Below are 18,608 nucleotides of genomic sequence, written 5' to 3' on the forward strand. Positions count from 1 at the left end.
GGAGGGCGTTTAACTGTCGCCCAGGGCGGTTTGGTTACGCTGTAACGGACGCAGTTTACCGTACAGTAAGGCGATAACGAACAGCACGGCCTGCACAATGACGATGCAGGGCCCGGTTGCGCCGTCGATGTGGAAACTGATCAGCGTGCCGAGCACGCAAGAGAACACCGACACCACCGTCGCCACCATCAGCATGCGATCGAAGCGGCGGCACAGCATAAAGGCGATGATGCCGGGGGCGATCAGCATGGCGATCACCAGGATCACCCCCACAGCCTGCAGCGAGGCGACGATGGTCATCGCCAGCAGACACAGCAGCCCGTAGTGCAGCAGCTTGACCGGCAGGCCAATCACCCGCGCATGGTGCGGATCGAAACAGTAGAGCATGAAGTCTTTGCGTTTAAGCAACACCACCGCCAGGGTGAGGCCGGCGATCAGCAGGGTTTGCTTCAGCTCGCCGTCGGTGATGCCCAGCATGTTGCCGAACAGAATGTGGCTCAGGTGCTGGTCGGTGTCGATGCGCGAGAACAGCACCAGGCCGAAGGCGAACATGCCGGAGAAAACGATGCCCATCACCGTGTCTTCTTTCACCCGGCTGTTCTCTTTCAGGTAGCCGGTGGCCACCGCGCAGAAGATGCCGGAGAGGAAGGCGCCGATCGCCAGCGGAATGCCGATGACGAACGCTACTACGATGCCTGGCAAGACGGCGTGCGAGATGGCGTCGCCCATCAGCGACCAGCCCTTGAGCACCAGATAGCAGGAGAGCACGGCGCATACCACGCCGGTGACGATGGCGGCGACGATCGCCCGCTGCATGAACGGGTAGGAGAAGGGTTCGCTGAGCAGTTGGTAGAGTGTGTCCATCAGCGGCCTCCGGTTGGTGACTGTGCTACGCGACGTTTTGCCGCCAGCAGGCCGTGTTTCGGCGCGAAGCAGAACGCCGCCAGGAACACCAGCGTTTGCAGGGTGACGATCACCCCGCCGGTGGCGCCGTCGAGGAAGAAACTCAGGTAGGCGCCGATGCCGCTGGTCAATGCGCCGATGATGATGGCGATGATCACCAGCCGGCTGAAGCGGTCGGTCAGCAGATAGGCGGTGGCGCCCGGCGTGATCACCATGGCGATCACCAAAATGGCGCCGACGGTTTGCAGTGCGGCGACGGTGCAGGCGCTGAGCAGGGTGAAGAACAGGATCTTCAGCTTCAGCGGCGACAGGCCGATCGACACCGCGTGGCTTTCGTCAAAGAACACCGCCAGCAGATCTTTCCACACCAGGCACAGGATCAGCAGCGAAACGCCGATGATGATCTCCACCTGCAGCACGTCTTCGTCGGCGATGCCGAGGATATTGCCGAAGATGATCGACTGTACGTTGACCGAGGTGGGGTTGAGCGACACGATCAGCAGGCCGACGGCGAAGAAGGTGGAGAAGATAAAGCCGATGATGGCGTCTTCGCGCAGCCGGGTGATGTGACGCACCAGCGTCATCGCCAGCGCCGCCAGCATGCCGGTGAAGAAGGCGCCGGCGGCGTAGGGCAGGCCGAGGGCATAGGCGCCGGCCACGCCGGGCACCACCGAGTGCGACAGCGCATCGCCCATCAGCGACCACCCTTTCAGCATCAGGTAGGCGGACAGAAACGCGCAGGCGGCGCCGACGATGGCGCTGACCCAGATGGCCTTCACCATGTAGTTATAACTGAAAGGTTGCAGCAGAAGGTCCAGCATCAGGATTGTTTCTCCCTGGCCTGACTGTTGGCAGGCGGATCGCTCTTGGTGTGGCCATAGAACACCGCCGGGCGTTCATCGTCGGTCAACACCGTGACGGTGCGCGGATCGTTGTCGTCGTGCAGATCCGGGCCGGAGAGGTTGATATGGCGCAGCACGCCGCCGAACGCCAGCTCCAGATTACTCTGGGTGAAGGTGGTTTCGGTCGGGCCGGCGGCCAACACCGTGCGGTTGATGAGGATCACCCGATCGCAGAACTCCGGCACGCTGCCGAGGTTATGGGTGGAAACCAGGATTAAATGCCCCTCGTCGCGCAGCGAGCGCAGCAGATCGATAATGGCATTCTCGGTTTTCACATCCACGCCGGTGAAAGGCTCATCCAGCAGCAGCACCGTGCCCTGCTGCGCCAGGGCGCGCGCCAGAAACACACGCTTTTTCTGACCGCCGGAGAGTTCGCCGATCTGCCGGCCGCGCAGCTCGCTGAGGCCGACGCGCTCCAGCGCCTTGTTGACCCGCAAGCGATCCTCGCGCGACGGAATGCGCAGGAAATTCATCTTGCCGTAGCGGCCCATCATCACCACGTCTTCCACCAGCACCGGGAAGTTCCAGTCGACGTCTTCGGTTTGCGGCACGTAGGCGATCAGGTTCTTTTTCAGCGCGTCCGCCACCGGTTTGTCGCTCAGCGACACCCGGCCGCTGGTGGGCTTGACCAGCCCCATGATGCTTTTGAACAGCGTCGATTTACCGCTGCCGTTGACGCCCACCAGCGCACAGATAGAACCGCCGCTCAGGGTAAAGCTGGCGTTATGAATGGCGGTGTGCCCGTTGTTGTAGGTCACGGTGACGTCGTCCACGTTCAATTCAGGGCGGACAAACAGCTCATGGGTCATTGATCGAATCCTTTGGCGATGGTTTGCACGGTGGTGTTAAGCAGATCGATATAGGTCGGCACCGGGCCATCGCGGGTGGACAGCGAGTCCACGTACAACACGCCGCCGTATTTGGCGCCGGTCTCTTTCGCCACCTGCCTGGCCGGTTTGTCGGAAATGGTGCTCTCGCTGAACACCACCGGAATATGGTGGGCGCGCACCGCGTCGATCACCCGGCGGACCTGTTGCGGCGAGCCTTGCTCATCGGCGTTGATCGGCCACAGATAGACTTCTTTCAGCTGATAGTCCTGCGCCAGGTAGCTGAAGGCGCCTTCACTGGTCACCAGCCAACGCTGCGCGGCCGGAATGCGCGCCAGGCGTTCGCGCAGCGGGGCGTCCTGCGCGCCGATTTTCTCTGCGTAGGCCTTGGCGTTGCGGTTGTAGGTTTCCGCATTGGCCGGATCGTGCGCCACCAGCGCTTTGCGGATGTTTTCGATATATACCAGCGCGTTGCTCGGTGACATCCAGGCATGCGGGTTCGGGTTGCCGTTATAGGGTCCTTCACGGATTGGCAGCGGGGTGATGCCTTCGGTCACGACCGCCGCCGGCACCTGCTTGATGTTCTCGAAGAAGCGCTGGAACCAGCGTTCCAGGTTCATGCCGTTCCACAGGATCAGGTCGGCGTGCTGCGCTTTGACGATATCGCGCGGGGTGGGTTGGTAATCGTGGATCTCGGCGCCCGGTTTGGTGATGGATTCCACGACGGCGGCGTCACCCGCCACGTTCTGGGCGATATCCTGAATGATGGTGAAAGTGGTCACCACGCGCAGCTTTTTTTCCGCCAGCGCGGGTTGGCTGACCAGAGCGGCGCCGAGCAGCAAACAGGCGAGCGTGAAGGGGCGTAACAGTGCGGCAGCGCGGGGAGGGCGACTACGACGAAAAGCGCAAGTTATCAATGGCATGATGACGTCTCCTGGTTCAAATGAAAATGATTATCAATATCAATTGAAGCGAAGTCAAGCGTCACTTGCCCACCGCCGGCGGGGCTATTTCTCCAACTGAAAAATAATACCGTCCGGGGAGTTATAGCATTTTATGTATCAGTATGTAACCGCTGAAGGTAGTCCTTACAGGTGCAGATCGCCACCTCCGGCTGTTTTCCCAACGCCAACTGCCCGAACCCCTGCGCCAGTCGCTGCACATCCTCTTGATCCAGAACGGTTATGAACGCAAAACTGTTGCTGCCGAGTTCATGATGAACGCCATTTTCGTCTGTCACCGACGTGACAAAACCTTCACGGGTCAATTGCCCGGTCAGCTTGGCCAGGTCGGTCAGTCCCGCTTCCTGATAGCGAAAAGTCACCACAAAGCAGCTTGTTGCAGATTGACTCATAAATCACCTCTTGGTATATGGATAGCTTGAGATTAGTCCAAAAAATTACTGCAGGTGTCCTTACAAGTTGTATATGCTACGCAACTCATTGAAAGGAGTGAGGGATTCTGTGAAAACAAAAATAGGTTGCCTTACGGCAATTTTGCTTTTGTCGGGGTGCGCCAAAGACCCGCAAACGGCGAGCAATATTTCAGGCAGTGGCACAACGCGCGGCGGTTGGTTAAAACCCCCTCCGCAGGCACCGGTAAACCGCACAGGCACCCCGGTTGCTTATAACGATTACATTCGTCAGGCCGCCAGCAACTACGGCGTCGACGAAACGCTGATTAAAGCGATTATTCAGGTGGAGTCCGGGTTTAACCCGAACGTGGTCAGCACCTCGAACGCAGTGGGATTGATGCAGCTGAAGGCTTCTACCGCCGGCCGCGACGCCTATCGCATGAAAGGACGAAGCGGGCAACCCAGCTCGCGTGAGCTGAAGGATCCGGCGGTCAATATTGATCTGGGAACGGCCTATATCAATATTCTTCAAAGCCAGCAGCTAGCCGGGATCAACAACCCACAGACTTTGCGTTACGCCACCATCGTTTCGTATGTGAACGGGGCGGGCGCCATGTTGCGCACTTTCTCCTCGGACAAGCGCGTGGCGGTTAATCGCATCAATCAGATGAGTCCGGATGAGTTTTATCAGCACATCCAGAAAAAGCACCCGGCACCGCAGGCGCCGCGCTATTTATGGAAAGTGACCACCGCTTATCAGGCGATGTCGCAGTAATCCCATCCTTTGAATCGGCCGCCGAACGCGGCCGATTTTGTTTTCGGCGTCAGTTTTTAGCGCGACCCGCCTCTCATTTTTCGTTATTTCCTCATCGCTTATCAGAAAAACCGCACAAAAAGTTAAATTTACGTTAGCAGATAAATCTTTACGTTCATTCAATAAGTTACCGGTAACATTTTTGCTTTTGCTCGCATTCTGACCTTCAATAAATAGACAAATAAGTAACAAATTATTTTAAAAACCCGTATCGATCGCAAGGTTGCGGTTAAATAGTTGTGACTATCTTTGGATGGAATGTGACATGTCGAATCATAAAACCAACAATTCGCGGCGCGATTTCTTGTTGAAATCGATGACCTTAATTCCTGCGGCGGTAATTGGTGGCAGCGGCGTTGGCGCGCTGACGGCCCCGGCACCAGCGGTCGCTGCCTCGAACACTTCAACGCAGAACGATTACCAACCGACCTTTTTCACCCCGGAAGAGTGGGCCTTCATCAAGGCCGCCGTCGCGCGCCTGATCCCGGCCGACGAGCGCGGCCCTGGCGCGCTGGAAGCCGGCGTGCCGGAGTTTATCGATCGCCAGATGAACACGCCGTACGCCACCGGTTCCATCTGGTACATGCAGGGGCCGTTCAACCCCGATGTGCCGAAGGAGATGGGCTACCAGCTGCCGCTGGTGCCCAAGCAAATCTACAACCTCGGCATCCATGACGCCGACGCCTACAGCAAGAAAACCGCCGGCAAGCCTTTCGCCGAACTGGATGGCGCGCAGCAAGACGCCCTGCTGCAAAAGTTCGAGTCCGGCGAGGCGGAGTTCCAGCAACTGCCGTCGAAACTGTTCTTCTCCTATCTGCTGCAAAACACCCGTGAAGGTTTCTTCAGCGATCCGATCCATGGCGGCAACAAAGACATGGTTGGCTGGAAGCTGATTAATTTTCCGGGCGCGCGCGCCGATTTTATGGACTGGGTTGAGCGAGGGGAGCGTTATCCCTTCCCGCCGGTCTCGATTCGTGGGGAGAGGGGCTAACCATGGCAACGGTAATGAAAAAAGTAGACGCGGTGATCGTCGGCTTCGGCTGGGTGGGCGCGATCATGGCCAAAGAGCTGACCGAGGCCGGCCTCAACGTGGTGGCGCTGGAGCGCGGCCCGATGCGCGACACCTACCCGGACGGTTCTTATCCGCAGGTGATCGACGAGCTGACCTATAACATTCGACGCAAGCTGTTCCAGGATCTGTCGAAAAGCACCGTCACCATTCGCCACAACAGCAGCCAGACCGCGGTGCCTTACCGCCAGCTGGCGGCGTTCCTGCCGGGCACCGGCGTCGGCGGCGCCGGTCTGCACTGGTCAGGCGTGCATTTCCGCGTCGATCCGATCGAACTGCGCATGCGCAGCCATTATGAAGAGCGCTACGGCAAAAACTTCATTCCGAAGGACATGACCATCCAGGACTTCGGCGTGACCTACGACGAGCTGGAACCGTTCTTCGACAAAGCGGAGAAAGTGTTCGGCACCTCCGGCACCGCCTGGACCATCAAAGGGCAGAAAGTGGCGCAGAAGGGCGGCAACCGCTTTGCGCCGGATCGCTCCGACGACTTCCCGCTGCCGGCGCAGAAAAACACCTACTCCGCCCAGTTGTTCGAGAAAGCGGCGCTGGAGGTGGGTTACCACCCTTACAACCTGCCGTCCGCCAACACCTCGGACTCTTACACCAACCCGTACGGCGCGCAGATGGGTCCGTGCAACTTCTGCGGTTTCTGCAGCGGCTACGCCTGCTACATGTATTCCAAAGCCTCGCCGAACGTCAACATCTTGCCGGCGCTGCGCATGGAGAAACGCTTCGAGCTGCGCACCAACGCCAACGTGCTGAAGGTTAACCTGACCGATGACAAGTCCCGCGCCACCGGCGTGAACTACGTCGATGCGCAGGGCCGTGAGATTGAACAGCCGGCCGACCTGGTGATCCTGGGCGCGTTCCAGTTCCACAACGTGCACCTGATGCTGCTGTCCGGCATCGGCAAGCCTTACGATCCGGTGACCGGCGAAGGCGTGGTCGGGCGCAACTTCGCCTACCAGAACATGACCACCATCAAGGCGTTCTTTGATAAAGACGTCTTCACCAACCCGTTCATCGGCGCCGGCGGCAACGGCGTGGGCGTGGATGACTTCAACGCCGACAACTTCGATCACGCCAAAGAAGGCTTTGTCGGCGGTTCGCCGTTCTGGGTCAACCAGGCGGGCACCAAGCCGATCTCCGGCCTGCCAACCCCACCGGGCACCCCGGCCTGGGGCAGCAAGTGGAAAGCGGCGGTAGCGGATGCCTACACCCACCACGTCTCGATGGACGCCCACGGCGCGCACCAGTCGTACCGCAACAACTATCTGGATCTCGATCCCAACTACAAGAACGTGTTCGGCCAGCCGCTGCTGCGCATGACGTTCGACTGGCAGGAAAACGACATCAAGATGGCGCAGTTCATGTACGACAAGATGGCGCCGATCGCCAAAGCGATGAACCCGAAACTGATCGCCGGCAGCCCGAAAAACGCCAACAGCCACTTCGATACCACCAGCTACCAGACCACCCACATGAACGGCGGTGCGGTGATGGGGGAAGATCCGAAGACCAGCGCGGTCAACCGCTATCTGCAGAGCTGGGATGTGCACAACGTGTTCTCGATCGGCGCATCGGCCTTCCCGCAAGGGTTGGGCTATAACCCGACCGGCACCGTGGCGGCGCTGGCTTATTGGTCTGCCCGCGCCATTCGCGAGCAGTATCTGAAAAACCCAGGCCCATTGGTGCAGGCATAAGGACGGCGAACGATGAAAGCATTTGTACCAGCACTGGTTCTCAGTGCAGTGAGTTTCTCCGTTTGGGCGCAGGACGCTACCGTCAGCAGCGAGCTGATCAAGCGCGGCGAGTACCTGGCGCGCGCCGGTGACTGCGTGGCCTGCCATACCGATGGCAAGAACGGCAAGACCTTCGCCGGCGGCCTGGCGATGGAGACGCCGATCGGCACCATCTACTCGACCAACATTACGCCGGACAAGAAAACCGGCATCGGCGATTACAGCTTCGAGGATTTCGACAACGCGGTGCGTAAGGGCGTAGCCAAAAACGGCAGCACCCTATACCCGGCGATGCCGTACCCGTCGTTCGCGCTGGTGAAAGAGGACGACATGCGCGCCATGTATGCCTATTTCATGCACGGCGTGCAGCCGGTGGAGCAGGCCAACAAGGACTCCGACATCCCGTGGCCGCTGTCGATGCGCTGGCCGCTGAGCATCTGGCGCGGCATGTTTGCGCCGTCGCCGGCGGATTTTGTCGCCGACGCCAAGGCCGATCCGGTGATTGAGCGCGGTCGCTACCTGGTGGAAGGCCTGGGCCACTGCGGCGCCTGCCATACCCCGCGCAGCATCACCATGCAGGAGAAAGCGTTGAGCAACAGCGAAAGCGACGACTACCTGTCCGGGAGCAACGCGCCGATCGACGGGTGGGTGGCTTCCAGCCTGCGCGGCGACCGCAAGGACGGCCTGGGCAGCTGGAGCGAAGCCGAGCTGACCGAGTTCCTGAAAACCGGCCGTAACGACAAAGCCATCGTGTTCGGCGGCATGAGCGACGTCGTGGAGCACAGCCTGCAATACCTGAGCGACGACGATCTGACCGCCATTGCGCGCTACCTGAAATCGCTGCCGCCGAAAGACGGCAAGCAGCAGGCGGCGCCGGTCGAAGACAGCGTGGCCAAGGATCTGTGGCGCGGGAATGACAGCAAGCCCGGTGCGGCCCTGTATGTCGATAACTGCGCGGCCTGCCACCGCACCGACGGCGTGGGCTACAAGCGCGCCTTCCCGTCGCTGAAGGGCAATCCGGTGGTGCAGACCGAGGACGCGACCTCGCTGATCCATATCGTGCTGACCGGCAACACCACGCCGGCGGTGCAGGGCGCGGTGTCCAACATCACCATGCCGCCGTTTGGCTGGCGTTTGAACGATCAGCAGGTGGCGGACGTGGTGAACTTCATCCGCTCCAGCTGGGGCAACAGCGCCAAACCGGTGAGCGCCTCCGACGTGGCCGACGTGCGTAAAGACCGCTCGATGATCCGCGATGAGAAGGAGATGGGCAGCGCCGAGGTGCCGGACCATCCGGACGCGAAGAAGTAAACCGTTTAAGGGCTCCGCAAGGGGCCCTTAGTTTTTCTGCTGCCGCCTGCTTTTTCAGCAGATTGTGTTCGCAAATCGTCCGTTCAGCCGATAAAACATAGACCCGCAGCGGATTTTTCATTATCCTTTGCCGTCCTTTCATCAGGCGTAAGTATGAAATATCGCTTTAATTCACTGATTATTATTAAAAAACTCGCGGAGAAGGATATCCCGTTAGGCGCAATCGTTGTCGCCGCAGATTAAGGTAGACTGTCTCATGAGTACGATTTCTCCCGATTCAGGCACGCTGACGGCCGCTCAGACTGCCAAATGGAACAAAACCGACACCGTCTGGATGTTCGGTCTCTATGCGACTGCGGTGGGCGCAGGTACGTTGTTCTTGCCGATCAACGCCGGCCTGAACGGCCCGCTGGTGCTGCTGTTGATGGCGCTGTTCGCTTTCCCGCTGACCTATTTGCCGCACCGCGCGCTCAGCCGTTTCGTGCTTTCCGGCTCCAGCCGCGACGGCAACATTCACGATGTGGTGGTGGAACACTTCGGCGTGCTGGCCGGCAAAATCATCATGGTGCTGTATCTGATGGCGTTCTTCCCGATCGTGCTGGTGTACAGCATTTCGATCACCAATGCGCTGGACAGCTTCCTGATCCATCAGTTTCACGTGGCGCCGCTGCCGCGCCTCTGGCTGAGCCTGGCGGTGGTGGTGGTGCTCAATCTGGTGCTGCTGCGCGGCAAAGACAGCATCGTGGCGGCGATGGGCATGCTGGTGTTCCCACTGCTGGTGTTCCTGATGGGCATTTCGCTCTATCTGATGCCGAGCTGGAATACCGCCAACTTCGTGCATGGCCTGGCCGCCACCCGCTTCGACACGCCGGGATTGTGGCATTCTCTGTGGCTGGCTGTGCCGGTGATGGTGTTTTCCTTCAGCCATGCGCCGATCATCTCTTCCTTCGCCTCGACCCAGAAGAGCCTGTACGGCGACAAGGCGGAACGCCGCTGCGCGCGCATCATGCGCTACAGCTATGTGCTGATCTGCGTTACCGTGCTGTTCTTCGTGTTCAGCTGCGTGCTGAGCCTGTCTCATGAAGACATGCTGCAGGCGAAAGAGCAGAACATCACGGTGCTGACCACGCTGGCCAACAAGTTCTCCAACCCGCTGATCGCCTACCTTGGCCCGGTGATGGCGATGCTGGCGATGGCCAAATCCTATCTCGGCACCTCGCTGGGGGTGACGGAAGGGGCGACCAGCCTGATCGACGGCGTCACGCGCGCGGTCGGCAAGCCGCTCAGCTCGCGCATGACGCACCGCATCTCGGCGGTGTCGCTGTTCCTGCTCACCTGGGCGGCGACGGTGTGGAACCCCAGCGCGCTGCATATCATCGAAACCATCAGCGGCCCGCTGATTGCGGCGATCCTGTTCATCTTGCCGATGTACGCCGTGCGTGCGGTGCCGGCCATGCGCCAATATCGCGCGGCGAGCAACGTCTTCGTGCTGGTGATGGGGCTGATCGCGCTCTCGGCGCTGATCTACGGCCTGATATGATCCCCTGGGCGCGCCGCCTCCGGCGCGCCTCTTATCCTTCCTTTACACATCCCTTTGCAATTAATCGCCGGCATGCCGGGCGTTATCTTTGATAATGCAAGCCATTCTCATTAGTATTTCCTGAATGTATTCATGACTAAGGAGTCTTTCGTGCACCGTCGAATCACTTTGCCGGCGCTGGTTTGCGCCGCCTTACTCGCCTCTCCGGCGATGGCTACTACCTATCCGTTGACCCTGACCGACACCTCCGGCCAGACGGTCACCCTCCAGCAGGAGCCGAAACGCATCGTGGTGCAGGACGGGCGCGACATTCTTACGCTGGCGCTGCTCGATCGCGCCAACCCGTTCGGCCGGCTGGTGGCCTGGAATAACCTGCTGAAGAAAAGCGACGCGGCGACCTGGGAAATCTTGCAGAGCAAATGGCCGGCGGCGAAAAACATCATCGACATGGGATTCAGCGATAAAGGCGAAGTGAATCTGGAGAGCGTGATCGCCAAGCGGCCCGATCTGATGATCGCCCAGTTGCGTTCCAAGCCTTCGCTGAGCCAAACCGGCGTGCTGGATAAGCTGAAGGCGCTGAACGTGCCGGTGTTGTTTATCGATACCATGCTCAAGCCGGTGGAAAACACGCCGAAAAGCGTGACGCTGTTGGGGGAAACCCTCAACCGTGAAAGCGAAGCCAAGCAATATACCGATTATTATCAGCAGCATTATCAGGCCATTCTGGCCAAAACGCAGGCGGTGGCACCCAAACCGTTGGTGTTCTTCGAAGCCAAGGCCGGTCTGAATGGCCTGGAATCCTGCTGCTTCACCCATGCGCACGTCGGCTGGGGCGCGTTGGTCGAAGCGGTCGGCGCGCGCAACATCGGTTCTGCGCTGCTGCCGGGCGCGACCGGCGACGTGGCGCTGGAAAAAGTGATCAGCATGAAACCGGATGCCTACATCGTTTCCGGCTCGCAGTGGGCCAGCAAGACCAACGCCGCGGTGCCGTTCGGCTATGGCGTGACGCAGCAGCAGGTGGATGAGGCCTTCAACCGCATGAAGCAGCGCCCGGGGTTCTCGCAGGTGTCGGCGGTGAAGGAAGGGCGGTTCTACGGCATCTACCATAACTTCTACAACCACCCGTACAACATCGTCGGGCTGGAGTATCTGGCGAAATTTATCTATCCGGCGCAGTTCCCGGATTTGGATCCGGCCAAGACCTACAGCGAGATCCTCAGTCGCTTTACCGAAGTGCCGGAAGGCAAGGGCATTTTGGGCGCGCAGGCGCCGGCGGGGAAATAACGGCAACGGGCGCGGTGTCGCGCCCGTTTTTCATGGTCAGGCGGCGGCCGGTGTATAGGTGGAGATGATCTCCAGCACGCCGTTGATGATGAACTGAACGCCCATGCACACCAGCAGGAACCCCATCAGGCGCGAGATCGCCTCGATGCCGCTTTTCCCGACCAACCGCATGATGGCGCCGGAACTGAGCAGGCAGGCCCACAGGATCACCGCGACCGTCAGGAAGATGGCGACCGGCGCCACGGCCAACACCCAGGGTTCAAAACCCAGCGAGTTCGCTTTGACGCTCGACGCCGAGCTGATGATCATCGCGATGGTGCCCGGCCCGGCGGTGCTCGGCATGGCCAGCGGCACGAAGGCGATGTTGGCCGACGTCTTGTGGCGCAGCTCGTGCGACTTGCTCTCCACCTCCGGCGCGTCTTCGGGGCTCTGCTGCGGGAACAGCATGCGAAAACCGATGAAGGCGACGATCAGGCCGCCGGCGATGCGCAGGCCGGGGATCGAAATGCCGAAGGTGTTCATCACCACCTGCCCGGCATAAAACGCCACCGTCATGATGCAGAACACATAAACCGAGGCCATCAGCGACTGCTGATTACGCTCTTCGCGCGTCATATTGCCGGACAACCCGAGCAGCAACGCCACCGTGGTCAGCGGGTTGGCCAGCGGCAACAGCAGCACCAAACCCAGTCCGATGGCCTGGAATAACTGCAAAATACCCGTCATAAAATAGACTCCCTGTGCAACGTTCAAGCCGCCAAACGGCGGCCCATGAGCTGAACAGCCTAGCCTGCCGTACGCCTGGCGGCAATGGGGATAGCTCGTAACGTTAATTAACCGTCGGCCCGGGCGTTCAGCGTCGCCGGCCGGCGAAATTCGTCGGCGGGAGCCTCATCGTCATCGCCGCACTCGCCGGCGAGCTCAGGTTCATCCTCACACCCCAGCGGCGCCTCGTTGACCGCAATCGCGCGCGGCACCGAACGCGCGCCAAAATGCACCAGCCCATATAACGTCGCCAATGCCGCGCACGCCACGATGAGGGCTGCGAGTAACCGGTTCATGTTGTGCGCTAAGACCTTGTTCATTGGTGGATAGCGTAAGAATAGTGACGCTAAGGCGGTCTGTCAGCGTAGCGCCGCTGAAAGTAAACGCACTTCTGAAGTCATTATCATTAATTATTTTTAACTTTTTTCACCCTTTAACCGCCTGATTGATGAAGCGAGTCTATAATGGTAAGGCTTTCTGGCATTTCTTTATAATCGAAAACTTAAAAGGAGTTTTACTATGGAAGTGGCAAAAGAATGGGTAGCAGCGAAAAAAATCTCCTGGGGCAGCGTCATCGGCGGCGTGATCACCGTATTGGCTGTTTCACTGTTGCTGTCGACGTTAGGCACCAGTCTTGGATTCTCCATCGTGGATCCGACATCAGACGATCCGATAAACGGCGCCGGTACCACCGTAGTGATTTGGTCCGCTGTTTCAATCATTATTAGTTTGGCCGCCGGCGCTTTTATTGCCGGGCGTTTGGCTGCTAATGACGGACTTATTCATGGCTTCCTGGTATGGGCGACCTCACTGATTGTGGCGGCGGTGCTGGGTGGGATGCTGGTCGGGTCTGCCGTGAAGGCGACCGGCAATGCGCTGGGCGCTATCGCTTCGACCTCCGGCAGCTTGCTCTCCGGCGCCGGTTCAGCAATTGGCAAAGGGGCATCCGGATTGGCGGACGCCGGCGGTAAAGTGTTTGACAAGTTGGGCATTGACACAACCTTGGAACCTGAACAGCTGCAAGGCGATGTGGTTACGGCGCTTAAAAAAAGCGGTATCCCGTCATTGCAGCCTGAATTCATGCAACAGCAGTTGAATGCGGCCAAAACTGATTTGGCGGACGCAGTAAAAGCTCTGGCACTTCAGCCTGACAATAGCGACGACATTATTAATCAACTGGTCGCCAAGCTTAAAAAACAGGGTGAGGCCATCTCGCAAGATGTGGATCAAGACGCCCTGAAAAAGGCCTTGGCGGAAAATACCGATATGACGCCGCAGGAAGTGGACCAGACGGTGAAGAATTTGGTCGAAGCCAAAAATAAAACTGCGCAGCTGGTTAATCAGCGTTTGGATGACGCCGAAGCAAAAATCAATCAGGCAAAACAGGAGTATGTGGAGCTGAAACAGAAGGCGCGCGAACAGGCTGCCGCTGCTGCGGACGAATTGTCGCGGGCCGCATTGTGGTCGTTCTTTGCGCTGTTGATTGGCGCAGTGGTCAGTGCGTTGGCCGGCTTGTGGGGCGTTAACACCAATGTCCACCGTATCGCGGTATCACCTGCGAAGGCGTAATCTTCAGGCTCCTTTGCGCGTCTCGATGATATAGGGATGAGAGCCTGGAATACTGACGACGATGAAGTGACTGCCAGGAAAGACTGGCCTTACCCCGGCCCAGGTGCCGGGGTTTTTTATTGTTTCGGCGTAATTAACGACCACCTTTCGCGCGGCGCAGGGCATTAGGCATCAATTGCCACGATCCCTGAGAACAGGTGGATACCATAGAGGCGCTGTAAATAATAATGAGTGTGATTATGAAACAAGAACTGCATATTTTACTGGGGAAAATCGGCGCATTCGCGCTTTCCGCCGCCTTCATGGCGGCATTGGTCGGCCTGGTGTTTATCGATGTGCACTGGCTGCATAACTTCGTGCATGAAACCTCGTTGACCGAAGCGGCGCAGGAGCTGTTGCTGCTCGCCATCTCCGGCGGTTTCTTCGCCGCGGCTCGGCGACAGGCCGAGCGTCGTTCCGCCTGGCTGCTGGTTGGCGGCTTCTTTCTCTGCATGCTGATCCGCGAGATGGACTTCGCTTTCGATGCGTTGTGGCACGGCGCCTGGGTGTGGTTCGCGCTGGCGGTCGCCTTGGCCTGTCTGTGGCATGCCGCAAGGCATATTGCGGCTACGGCGCGCGGCCTGGTCTATATCGTGTCGCACCCCGGCTACGGCATGATGTGCGCCGGCCTGCTGTGCATTCTGGTGTTTTCACGCCTATTCGGCATGAGCGCGCTGTGGCAAACGCTGATGCTGGACGGTTACAACCGGGTGGTGAAAAACATGGTGGAAGAGGGATGCGAACTGCTGGGCTACGGCCTGTGCCTGCTGGCCACCCTTAGCTACCTGAAAGGCGTGTTTGCGCCGGATAGAGCGAAAGTGTGAGGGCGGCGGCGCTTTATTTATCCGGAACAATTTTAGTGATACTATTCGCTTAGCCGAATGCGGCTGAGAAGGTATGCGTTCCATTCTGTATACCCAGTGAGGTTTCAATCTGGCAATTGTGGGCGAGATCTGAAACCTGGCTGACCAAACCCAAAATCCAATTTTCGTACTGCATGTGATCTGTCGTGTGGGTCACCACTGTAGATAAGGAATTATTAATGCCTGTTATTACCCTTCCTGACGGAAGTCAGCGTCATTTCGACCACCCCGTTTCCCCGATGGATGTCGCGCGCGATATCGGCCCTGGCCTGGCGAAAGCCTGTATCGCCGGCCGTGTCAACGGCGAGCTGGTCGACGCCGGCGATCTGATCGAATCAGATGCGCAGCTGGCCATCATCACCATCAAAGACGAAGACGGTCTGGAAATCATGCGCCACTCCTGCGCGCACCTGCTGGGTCATGCGATCAAGCAGCTGTGGCCGGATACCAAAATGGCGATCGGTCCGGTGATCGACAACGGTTTCTATTATGACGTGGATATCGACCGCACCCTGACGCAGGAAGACCTGGATCTGCTGGAAAAGCGGATGCACGAGTTGGCCGATAAGGATTACGACGTCATCAAGAAGAAGGTCAGCTGGCAAGAAGCCCGCGACACCTTCGCTGAGCGCGGCGAAATCTATAAAGTGGCGATCCTGGATGAGAACATCAGCCATGACGATCGTCCGGGCCTGTATCACCACGAAGAATACGTCGACATGTGCCGCGGTCCGCACGTGCCGAACATGCGTTTCTGCCACCATTTCAAACTGCAGAAAACCTCCGGCGCTTACTGGCGCGGCGACAGCAAAAACAAAATGCTGCAGCGTATCTACGGTACCGCCTGGGCAGACAAGAAGCAGCTGAACGCCTACCTGCAACGCCTGGAAGAAGCGGCCAAGCGCGATCACCGCAAGATCGGCAAACAGCTCGACCTGTATCATATGCAGGAAGAAGCGCCGGGCATGGTGTTCTGGCACAACGACGGTTGGACTATCTTCCGCGAGCTGGAAGCCTTCGTGCGCATGAAGCTCAAAGAATATCAGTACCAGGAAGTGAAAGGTCCGTTCATGATGGACCGCGTGCTGTGGGAAAAAACCGGCCACTGGGAAAACTACAAAGACGCCATGTTCACCACCGCGTCGGAAAACCGCGAATACTGCATCAAGCCGATGAACTGCCCGGGTCACGTGCAGATCTTCAACCAGGGCCTGAAGTCGTACCGCGATTTGCCGCTGCGCATGGGCGAATTCGGCAGCTGCCATCGCAACGAGCCTTCGGGTTCCCTGCACGGCCTGATGCGCGTGCGCGGCTTCACGCAGGATGACGCCCACATCTTCTGTACCGAAGAGCAGGTGCGCGCCGAAGTGAACGAATGCATTCGCATGGTCTATGACGTGTACGGCACTTTCGGCTTCGACAAGATTGCCGTCAAGCTGTCCACGCGCCCGGAAAAACGCATCGGTACCGACGACATGTGGACCCGTGCGGAAGAAGACCTGGCCGCCGCGCTGACCGAGAACGGCATTCCGTTCGAGTACCAGCCGGGCGAGGGCGCCTTCTACGGACCGAAAATTGAATTTACCCTGCATGATTGTTTGGATCGCGCATGGCAATGTGGTACCGTGCAGCTCGATTTCTTCTTGCCGGGCCGTTTGGGCGCATCGTACGTTGGTGAAAACAACGATCGCGTCGTGCCGGTAATGATTCACCGCGCCATTTTGGGCTCCATGGAACGCTTCATCGGTATCCTTACCGAAGAATATGCCGGGTTCTACCCGACCTGGATCGCTCCGGTGCAGGTGGTGGTGATGAATATCACCGACAGCCAGTCTGATTACGTCCAGCAATTGACCAAAAAACTGCAGGATGCAGGTATTCGCGTGAAAGCGGACTTGAGAAATGAGAAGATTGGCTTTAAAATTCGCGAACATACTTTACGTCGAGTCCCTTACATGTTGGTGTGCGGTGACAAAGAGGTCGAAGCAGGCAAAGTTGCCGTTCGTACCCGCCGTGGCAAAGACTTGGGAAGCCTGGACGTAAACGAAGTCGTAGACAAGCTGCTGAAAGAGATTCGCAGCCGTAGTCTTCATCAACTGGAGGAATAAAGTATTAAAGGCGGAAAACGAGTTCAACCGGCGCGTCCTAATCGCATTAACAGAGAAATTCGCGCGCAAGAAGTTCGCCTAACCGGCGTCGATGGCGAGCAGATTGGTATTGTCAGTCTGAATGAAGCTCTTGAAAAAGCTGAGGAAGCGGGCGTTGATTTAGTAGAAATCAGCCCAAATGCCGAACCGCCAGTTTGCCGAATCATGGATTACGGCAAATTCCTCTACGAGAAGAGCAAGTCGACGAAAGAACAGAAGAAGAAGCAAAAAGTTATCCAGGTTAAGGAAATCAAATTCCGTCCTGGCACCGATGATGGCGACTATCAGGTCAAACTACGCAACCTGATTCGCTTTCTGGAAGATGGCGATAAAGCCAAAATCACCCTGCGTTTCCGCGGGCGTGAGATGGCGCACCAGCAGATCGGCATGGAAGTGCTTAACCGCGTCCGTAAAGACCTGTGTGAAGATATGGATCTGGCAGTGGTCGAGTCCTTCCCTACGAAGATCGAAGGCCGCCAGATGATTATGGTGCTCGCTCCTAAGAAGAAACAGTAAGGCTTACAAGTAATGGAACCCGCGCGGCGCTTGCGCTGTGTGGGTTTTATTCGCCCAACTGATTCGTTGTTTAACAATGCGAAGTGGATTTAATTAAAATGCCAAAGATTAAAACTGTACGTGGTGCAGCCAAGCGCTTCAAAAAAACCGGCAGCGGTGGTTTTAAGCGTAAACATGCCAACCTGCGTCATATTCTGACCAAAAAAGCAACCAAGCGTAAACGTCACCTGCGTCCGAAAGGCATGGTGTCTAAAAACGATCTGGTCCTGGTTACCGCGTGCCTGCCGTACGCATAAGCCATTTTTTTTGAATTTAGAATAAGACTTTAGGAGAGAGCATATGGCTCGCGTAAAACGTGGTGTAATTGCACGCGCACGTCACAAGAAAATCATGAAGCAGGCGAAAGGTTACTACGGTGCCCGTTCGCGCGTATATCGTGTTGCCTTCCAGGCAGTAATCAAAGCAGGTCAGTATGCTTACCGTGACCGTCGTCAACGTAAGCGTCAGTTCCGTCAGCTGTGGATTGCACGTATCAACGCAGCTGCTCGTCAGAACGGTCTGTCTTACAGCAAGTTCATCAACGGCCTGAAAAAAGCCTCGATCGAAATTGACCGTAAGATCCTGGCTGACATCGCAGTCTTCGACAAAGTGGCCTTCGGCGCACTGGTTGAGAAAGCGAAAGCAGCTCTGGCGTAAGTCAGTAGAAGAGGGAGCTTGCTCCCTCTTTTAATCTTTGTTTTCAGCGACAAATATTGACTTTCATTGCCCGCCGCTATATCACTGGTGGACAATCATCGACAAGGTACCGCAATCATGCACGCAGCTATTTTTCGTTTCTTTTTTTACTTTAGCGCCTGACTTCAGGAGGCTTTGCGCGTAAGAAAAGAAACGAAAAGTAGCGCCTAAGCCTCCCTCGTGGAGGCTTTTTTGTTTTTGGCCATCGTCCCGCCTTGCAAAGCG

Annotated in this window: 20 protein-coding genes and 1 other annotated feature; of the genes, 13 read left to right on the plus strand and 7 right to left on the minus strand. The window is 57.8% G+C overall.

The window, feature by feature from the left end; all coding sequences use genetic code 11:
* Positions 1-9 precede the first annotated feature (9 nt).
* From ACSBQV_RS02140 to ghoS, 5 genes are all read right to left on the minus strand, one after another.
* Positions 10-864: a metal ABC transporter permease gene (locus tag ACSBQV_RS02140; protein ID WP_099782821.1), complete on the minus strand. Its 855-nt coding sequence runs from the start codon at positions 862-864 to the stop codon at positions 10-12.
* Entirely contained in the window at positions 864-1,724 is an 861-nt protein-coding gene (gene yfeC, locus ACSBQV_RS02145; RefSeq protein WP_016927980.1) for an iron/manganese ABC transporter permease subunit YfeC, read from the minus strand. The genes ACSBQV_RS02140 and yfeC overlap by 1 nt, the downstream gene beginning before the upstream one ends.
* On the minus strand, positions 1,724-2,614 hold the full coding sequence (locus ACSBQV_RS02150) for a manganese/iron ABC transporter ATP-binding protein (protein WP_099782825.1): 891 nt from the start codon (positions 2,612-2,614) through the stop codon (positions 1,724-1,726). The genes yfeC and ACSBQV_RS02150 overlap by 1 nt, the downstream gene beginning before the upstream one ends.
* Positions 2,611-3,555 (minus strand): metal ABC transporter substrate-binding protein, encoded by a 945-nt coding sequence (locus ACSBQV_RS02155; RefSeq protein WP_099782827.1) that lies wholly within the window; start codon positions 3,553-3,555, stop codon positions 2,611-2,613. The genes ACSBQV_RS02150 and ACSBQV_RS02155 overlap by 4 nt, the downstream gene beginning before the upstream one ends.
* Positions 3,556-3,686: 131 nt before the next feature.
* Positions 3,687-3,986 (minus strand): type V toxin-antitoxin system endoribonuclease antitoxin GhoS, encoded by a 300-nt coding sequence (gene ghoS, locus ACSBQV_RS02160; RefSeq protein ID WP_033642868.1) that lies wholly within the window; start codon positions 3,984-3,986, stop codon positions 3,687-3,689.
* A 109-nt stretch (positions 3,987-4,095) separates the two neighbouring features.
* Between ghoS and ACSBQV_RS02165 the strand changes: the two genes are divergently transcribed.
* From ACSBQV_RS02165 to ACSBQV_RS02190, 6 genes are all read left to right on the plus strand, one after another.
* A complete protein-coding gene (locus ACSBQV_RS02165; RefSeq protein ID WP_004931439.1) occupies positions 4,096-4,761 on the plus strand; it encodes a transglycosylase SLT domain-containing protein in 666 nt (221 codons plus the stop codon).
* Positions 4,762-5,065: 304 nt separating this feature from the next.
* Complete coding sequence (locus ACSBQV_RS02170) at positions 5,066-5,791, plus strand: gluconate 2-dehydrogenase subunit 3 family protein (RefSeq protein ID WP_033642869.1); 726 nt, start codon at positions 5,066-5,068, stop codon at positions 5,789-5,791.
* Between the two features lie 2 nt (positions 5,792-5,793).
* Positions 5,794-7,575 (plus strand): GMC family oxidoreductase, encoded by a 1,782-nt coding sequence (locus ACSBQV_RS02175; protein WP_004931432.1) that lies wholly within the window; start codon positions 5,794-5,796, stop codon positions 7,573-7,575.
* Positions 7,576-7,587: 12 nt separating this feature from the next.
* Positions 7,588-8,925, plus strand: a complete 1,338-nt coding sequence (locus tag ACSBQV_RS02180) for a c-type cytochrome (protein WP_033642870.1) — start codon at positions 7,588-7,590, stop codon at positions 8,923-8,925.
* Positions 8,926-9,181: 256 nt separating this feature from the next.
* Positions 9,182-10,465 (plus strand): serine/threonine protein kinase, encoded by a 1,284-nt coding sequence (locus ACSBQV_RS02185; RefSeq protein ID WP_033652462.1) that lies wholly within the window; start codon positions 9,182-9,184, stop codon positions 10,463-10,465.
* 150 nt (positions 10,466-10,615) lie between these two features.
* Positions 10,616-11,749: an ABC transporter substrate-binding protein gene (locus ACSBQV_RS02190; protein ID WP_047026214.1), complete on the plus strand. Its 1,134-nt coding sequence runs from the start codon at positions 10,616-10,618 to the stop codon at positions 11,747-11,749.
* Positions 11,750-11,785: 36 nt separating this feature from the next.
* Here ACSBQV_RS02190 and ACSBQV_RS02195 read toward each other — a convergent pair whose 3' ends face one another.
* Positions 11,786-12,475: a MarC family NAAT transporter gene (locus ACSBQV_RS02195; RefSeq protein WP_033652461.1), complete on the minus strand. Its 690-nt coding sequence runs from the start codon at positions 12,473-12,475 to the stop codon at positions 11,786-11,788.
* A gap of 107 nt (positions 12,476-12,582) precedes the next feature.
* Complete coding sequence (locus tag ACSBQV_RS02200) at positions 12,583-12,810, minus strand: hypothetical protein (RefSeq protein ID WP_025302614.1); 228 nt, start codon at positions 12,808-12,810, stop codon at positions 12,583-12,585.
* 223 nt (positions 12,811-13,033) lie between these two features.
* On the opposite strand from ACSBQV_RS02200, the gene ACSBQV_RS02205 reads away from it, so the two are divergent.
* The 7 genes from ACSBQV_RS02205 (at position 13,034) to pheM (ending at position 18,506) form a co-directional block, all read left to right on the plus strand.
* Positions 13,034-14,083 carry a YrzE family protein gene (locus ACSBQV_RS02205; RefSeq protein ID WP_099782829.1) on the plus strand — a complete coding sequence of 350 codons (1,050 nt, stop codon included), beginning with the start codon at positions 13,034-13,036 and terminating at the stop codon, positions 14,081-14,083.
* 239 nt (positions 14,084-14,322) lie between these two features.
* The gene (locus ACSBQV_RS02210; protein WP_047026212.1) at positions 14,323-14,946 is read left to right on the plus strand and encodes a hypothetical protein; all 624 of its coding nucleotides are present in this window, start codon (positions 14,323-14,325) and stop codon (positions 14,944-14,946) included.
* 218 nt (positions 14,947-15,164) lie between these two features.
* Positions 15,165-17,093 carry a threonine--tRNA ligase gene (thrS, locus tag ACSBQV_RS02215; RefSeq protein ID WP_025159696.1) on the plus strand — a complete coding sequence of 643 codons (1,929 nt, stop codon included), beginning with the start codon at positions 15,165-15,167 and terminating at the stop codon, positions 17,091-17,093.
* Positions 17,094-17,096: 3 nt separating this feature from the next.
* The gene (gene infC / locus ACSBQV_RS02220; protein ID WP_048233542.1) at positions 17,097-17,648 is read left to right on the plus strand and encodes a translation initiation factor IF-3; all 552 of its coding nucleotides are present in this window, start codon (positions 17,097-17,099) and stop codon (positions 17,646-17,648) included.
* 98 nt (positions 17,649-17,746) lie between these two features.
* Positions 17,747-17,944: a 50S ribosomal protein L35 gene (rpmI, locus tag ACSBQV_RS02225; RefSeq protein ID WP_004931418.1), complete on the plus strand. Its 198-nt coding sequence runs from the start codon at positions 17,747-17,749 to the stop codon at positions 17,942-17,944.
* Between the two features lie 43 nt (positions 17,945-17,987).
* Complete coding sequence (rplT, locus tag ACSBQV_RS02230; protein ID WP_004931417.1) at positions 17,988-18,344, plus strand: 50S ribosomal protein L20; 357 nt, start codon at positions 17,988-17,990, stop codon at positions 18,342-18,344.
* A gap of 113 nt (positions 18,345-18,457) precedes the next feature.
* Positions 18,458-18,580, plus strand: a sequence feature (Phe leader region).
* The gene (gene pheM, locus ACSBQV_RS02235) at positions 18,462-18,506 is read left to right on the plus strand and encodes a pheST operon leader peptide PheM (protein ID WP_121626058.1); all 45 of its coding nucleotides are present in this window, start codon (positions 18,462-18,464) and stop codon (positions 18,504-18,506) included. (Overlaps the previous feature by 45 nt.)
* Positions 18,581-18,608: the final 28 nt, after the last annotated feature.

It is taken from the genome of Serratia sp. B501, from assembly GCF_051172315.1.
Classification (GTDB): Bacteria; Pseudomonadota; Gammaproteobacteria; order Enterobacterales; family Enterobacteriaceae; genus Serratia; species Serratia ureilytica.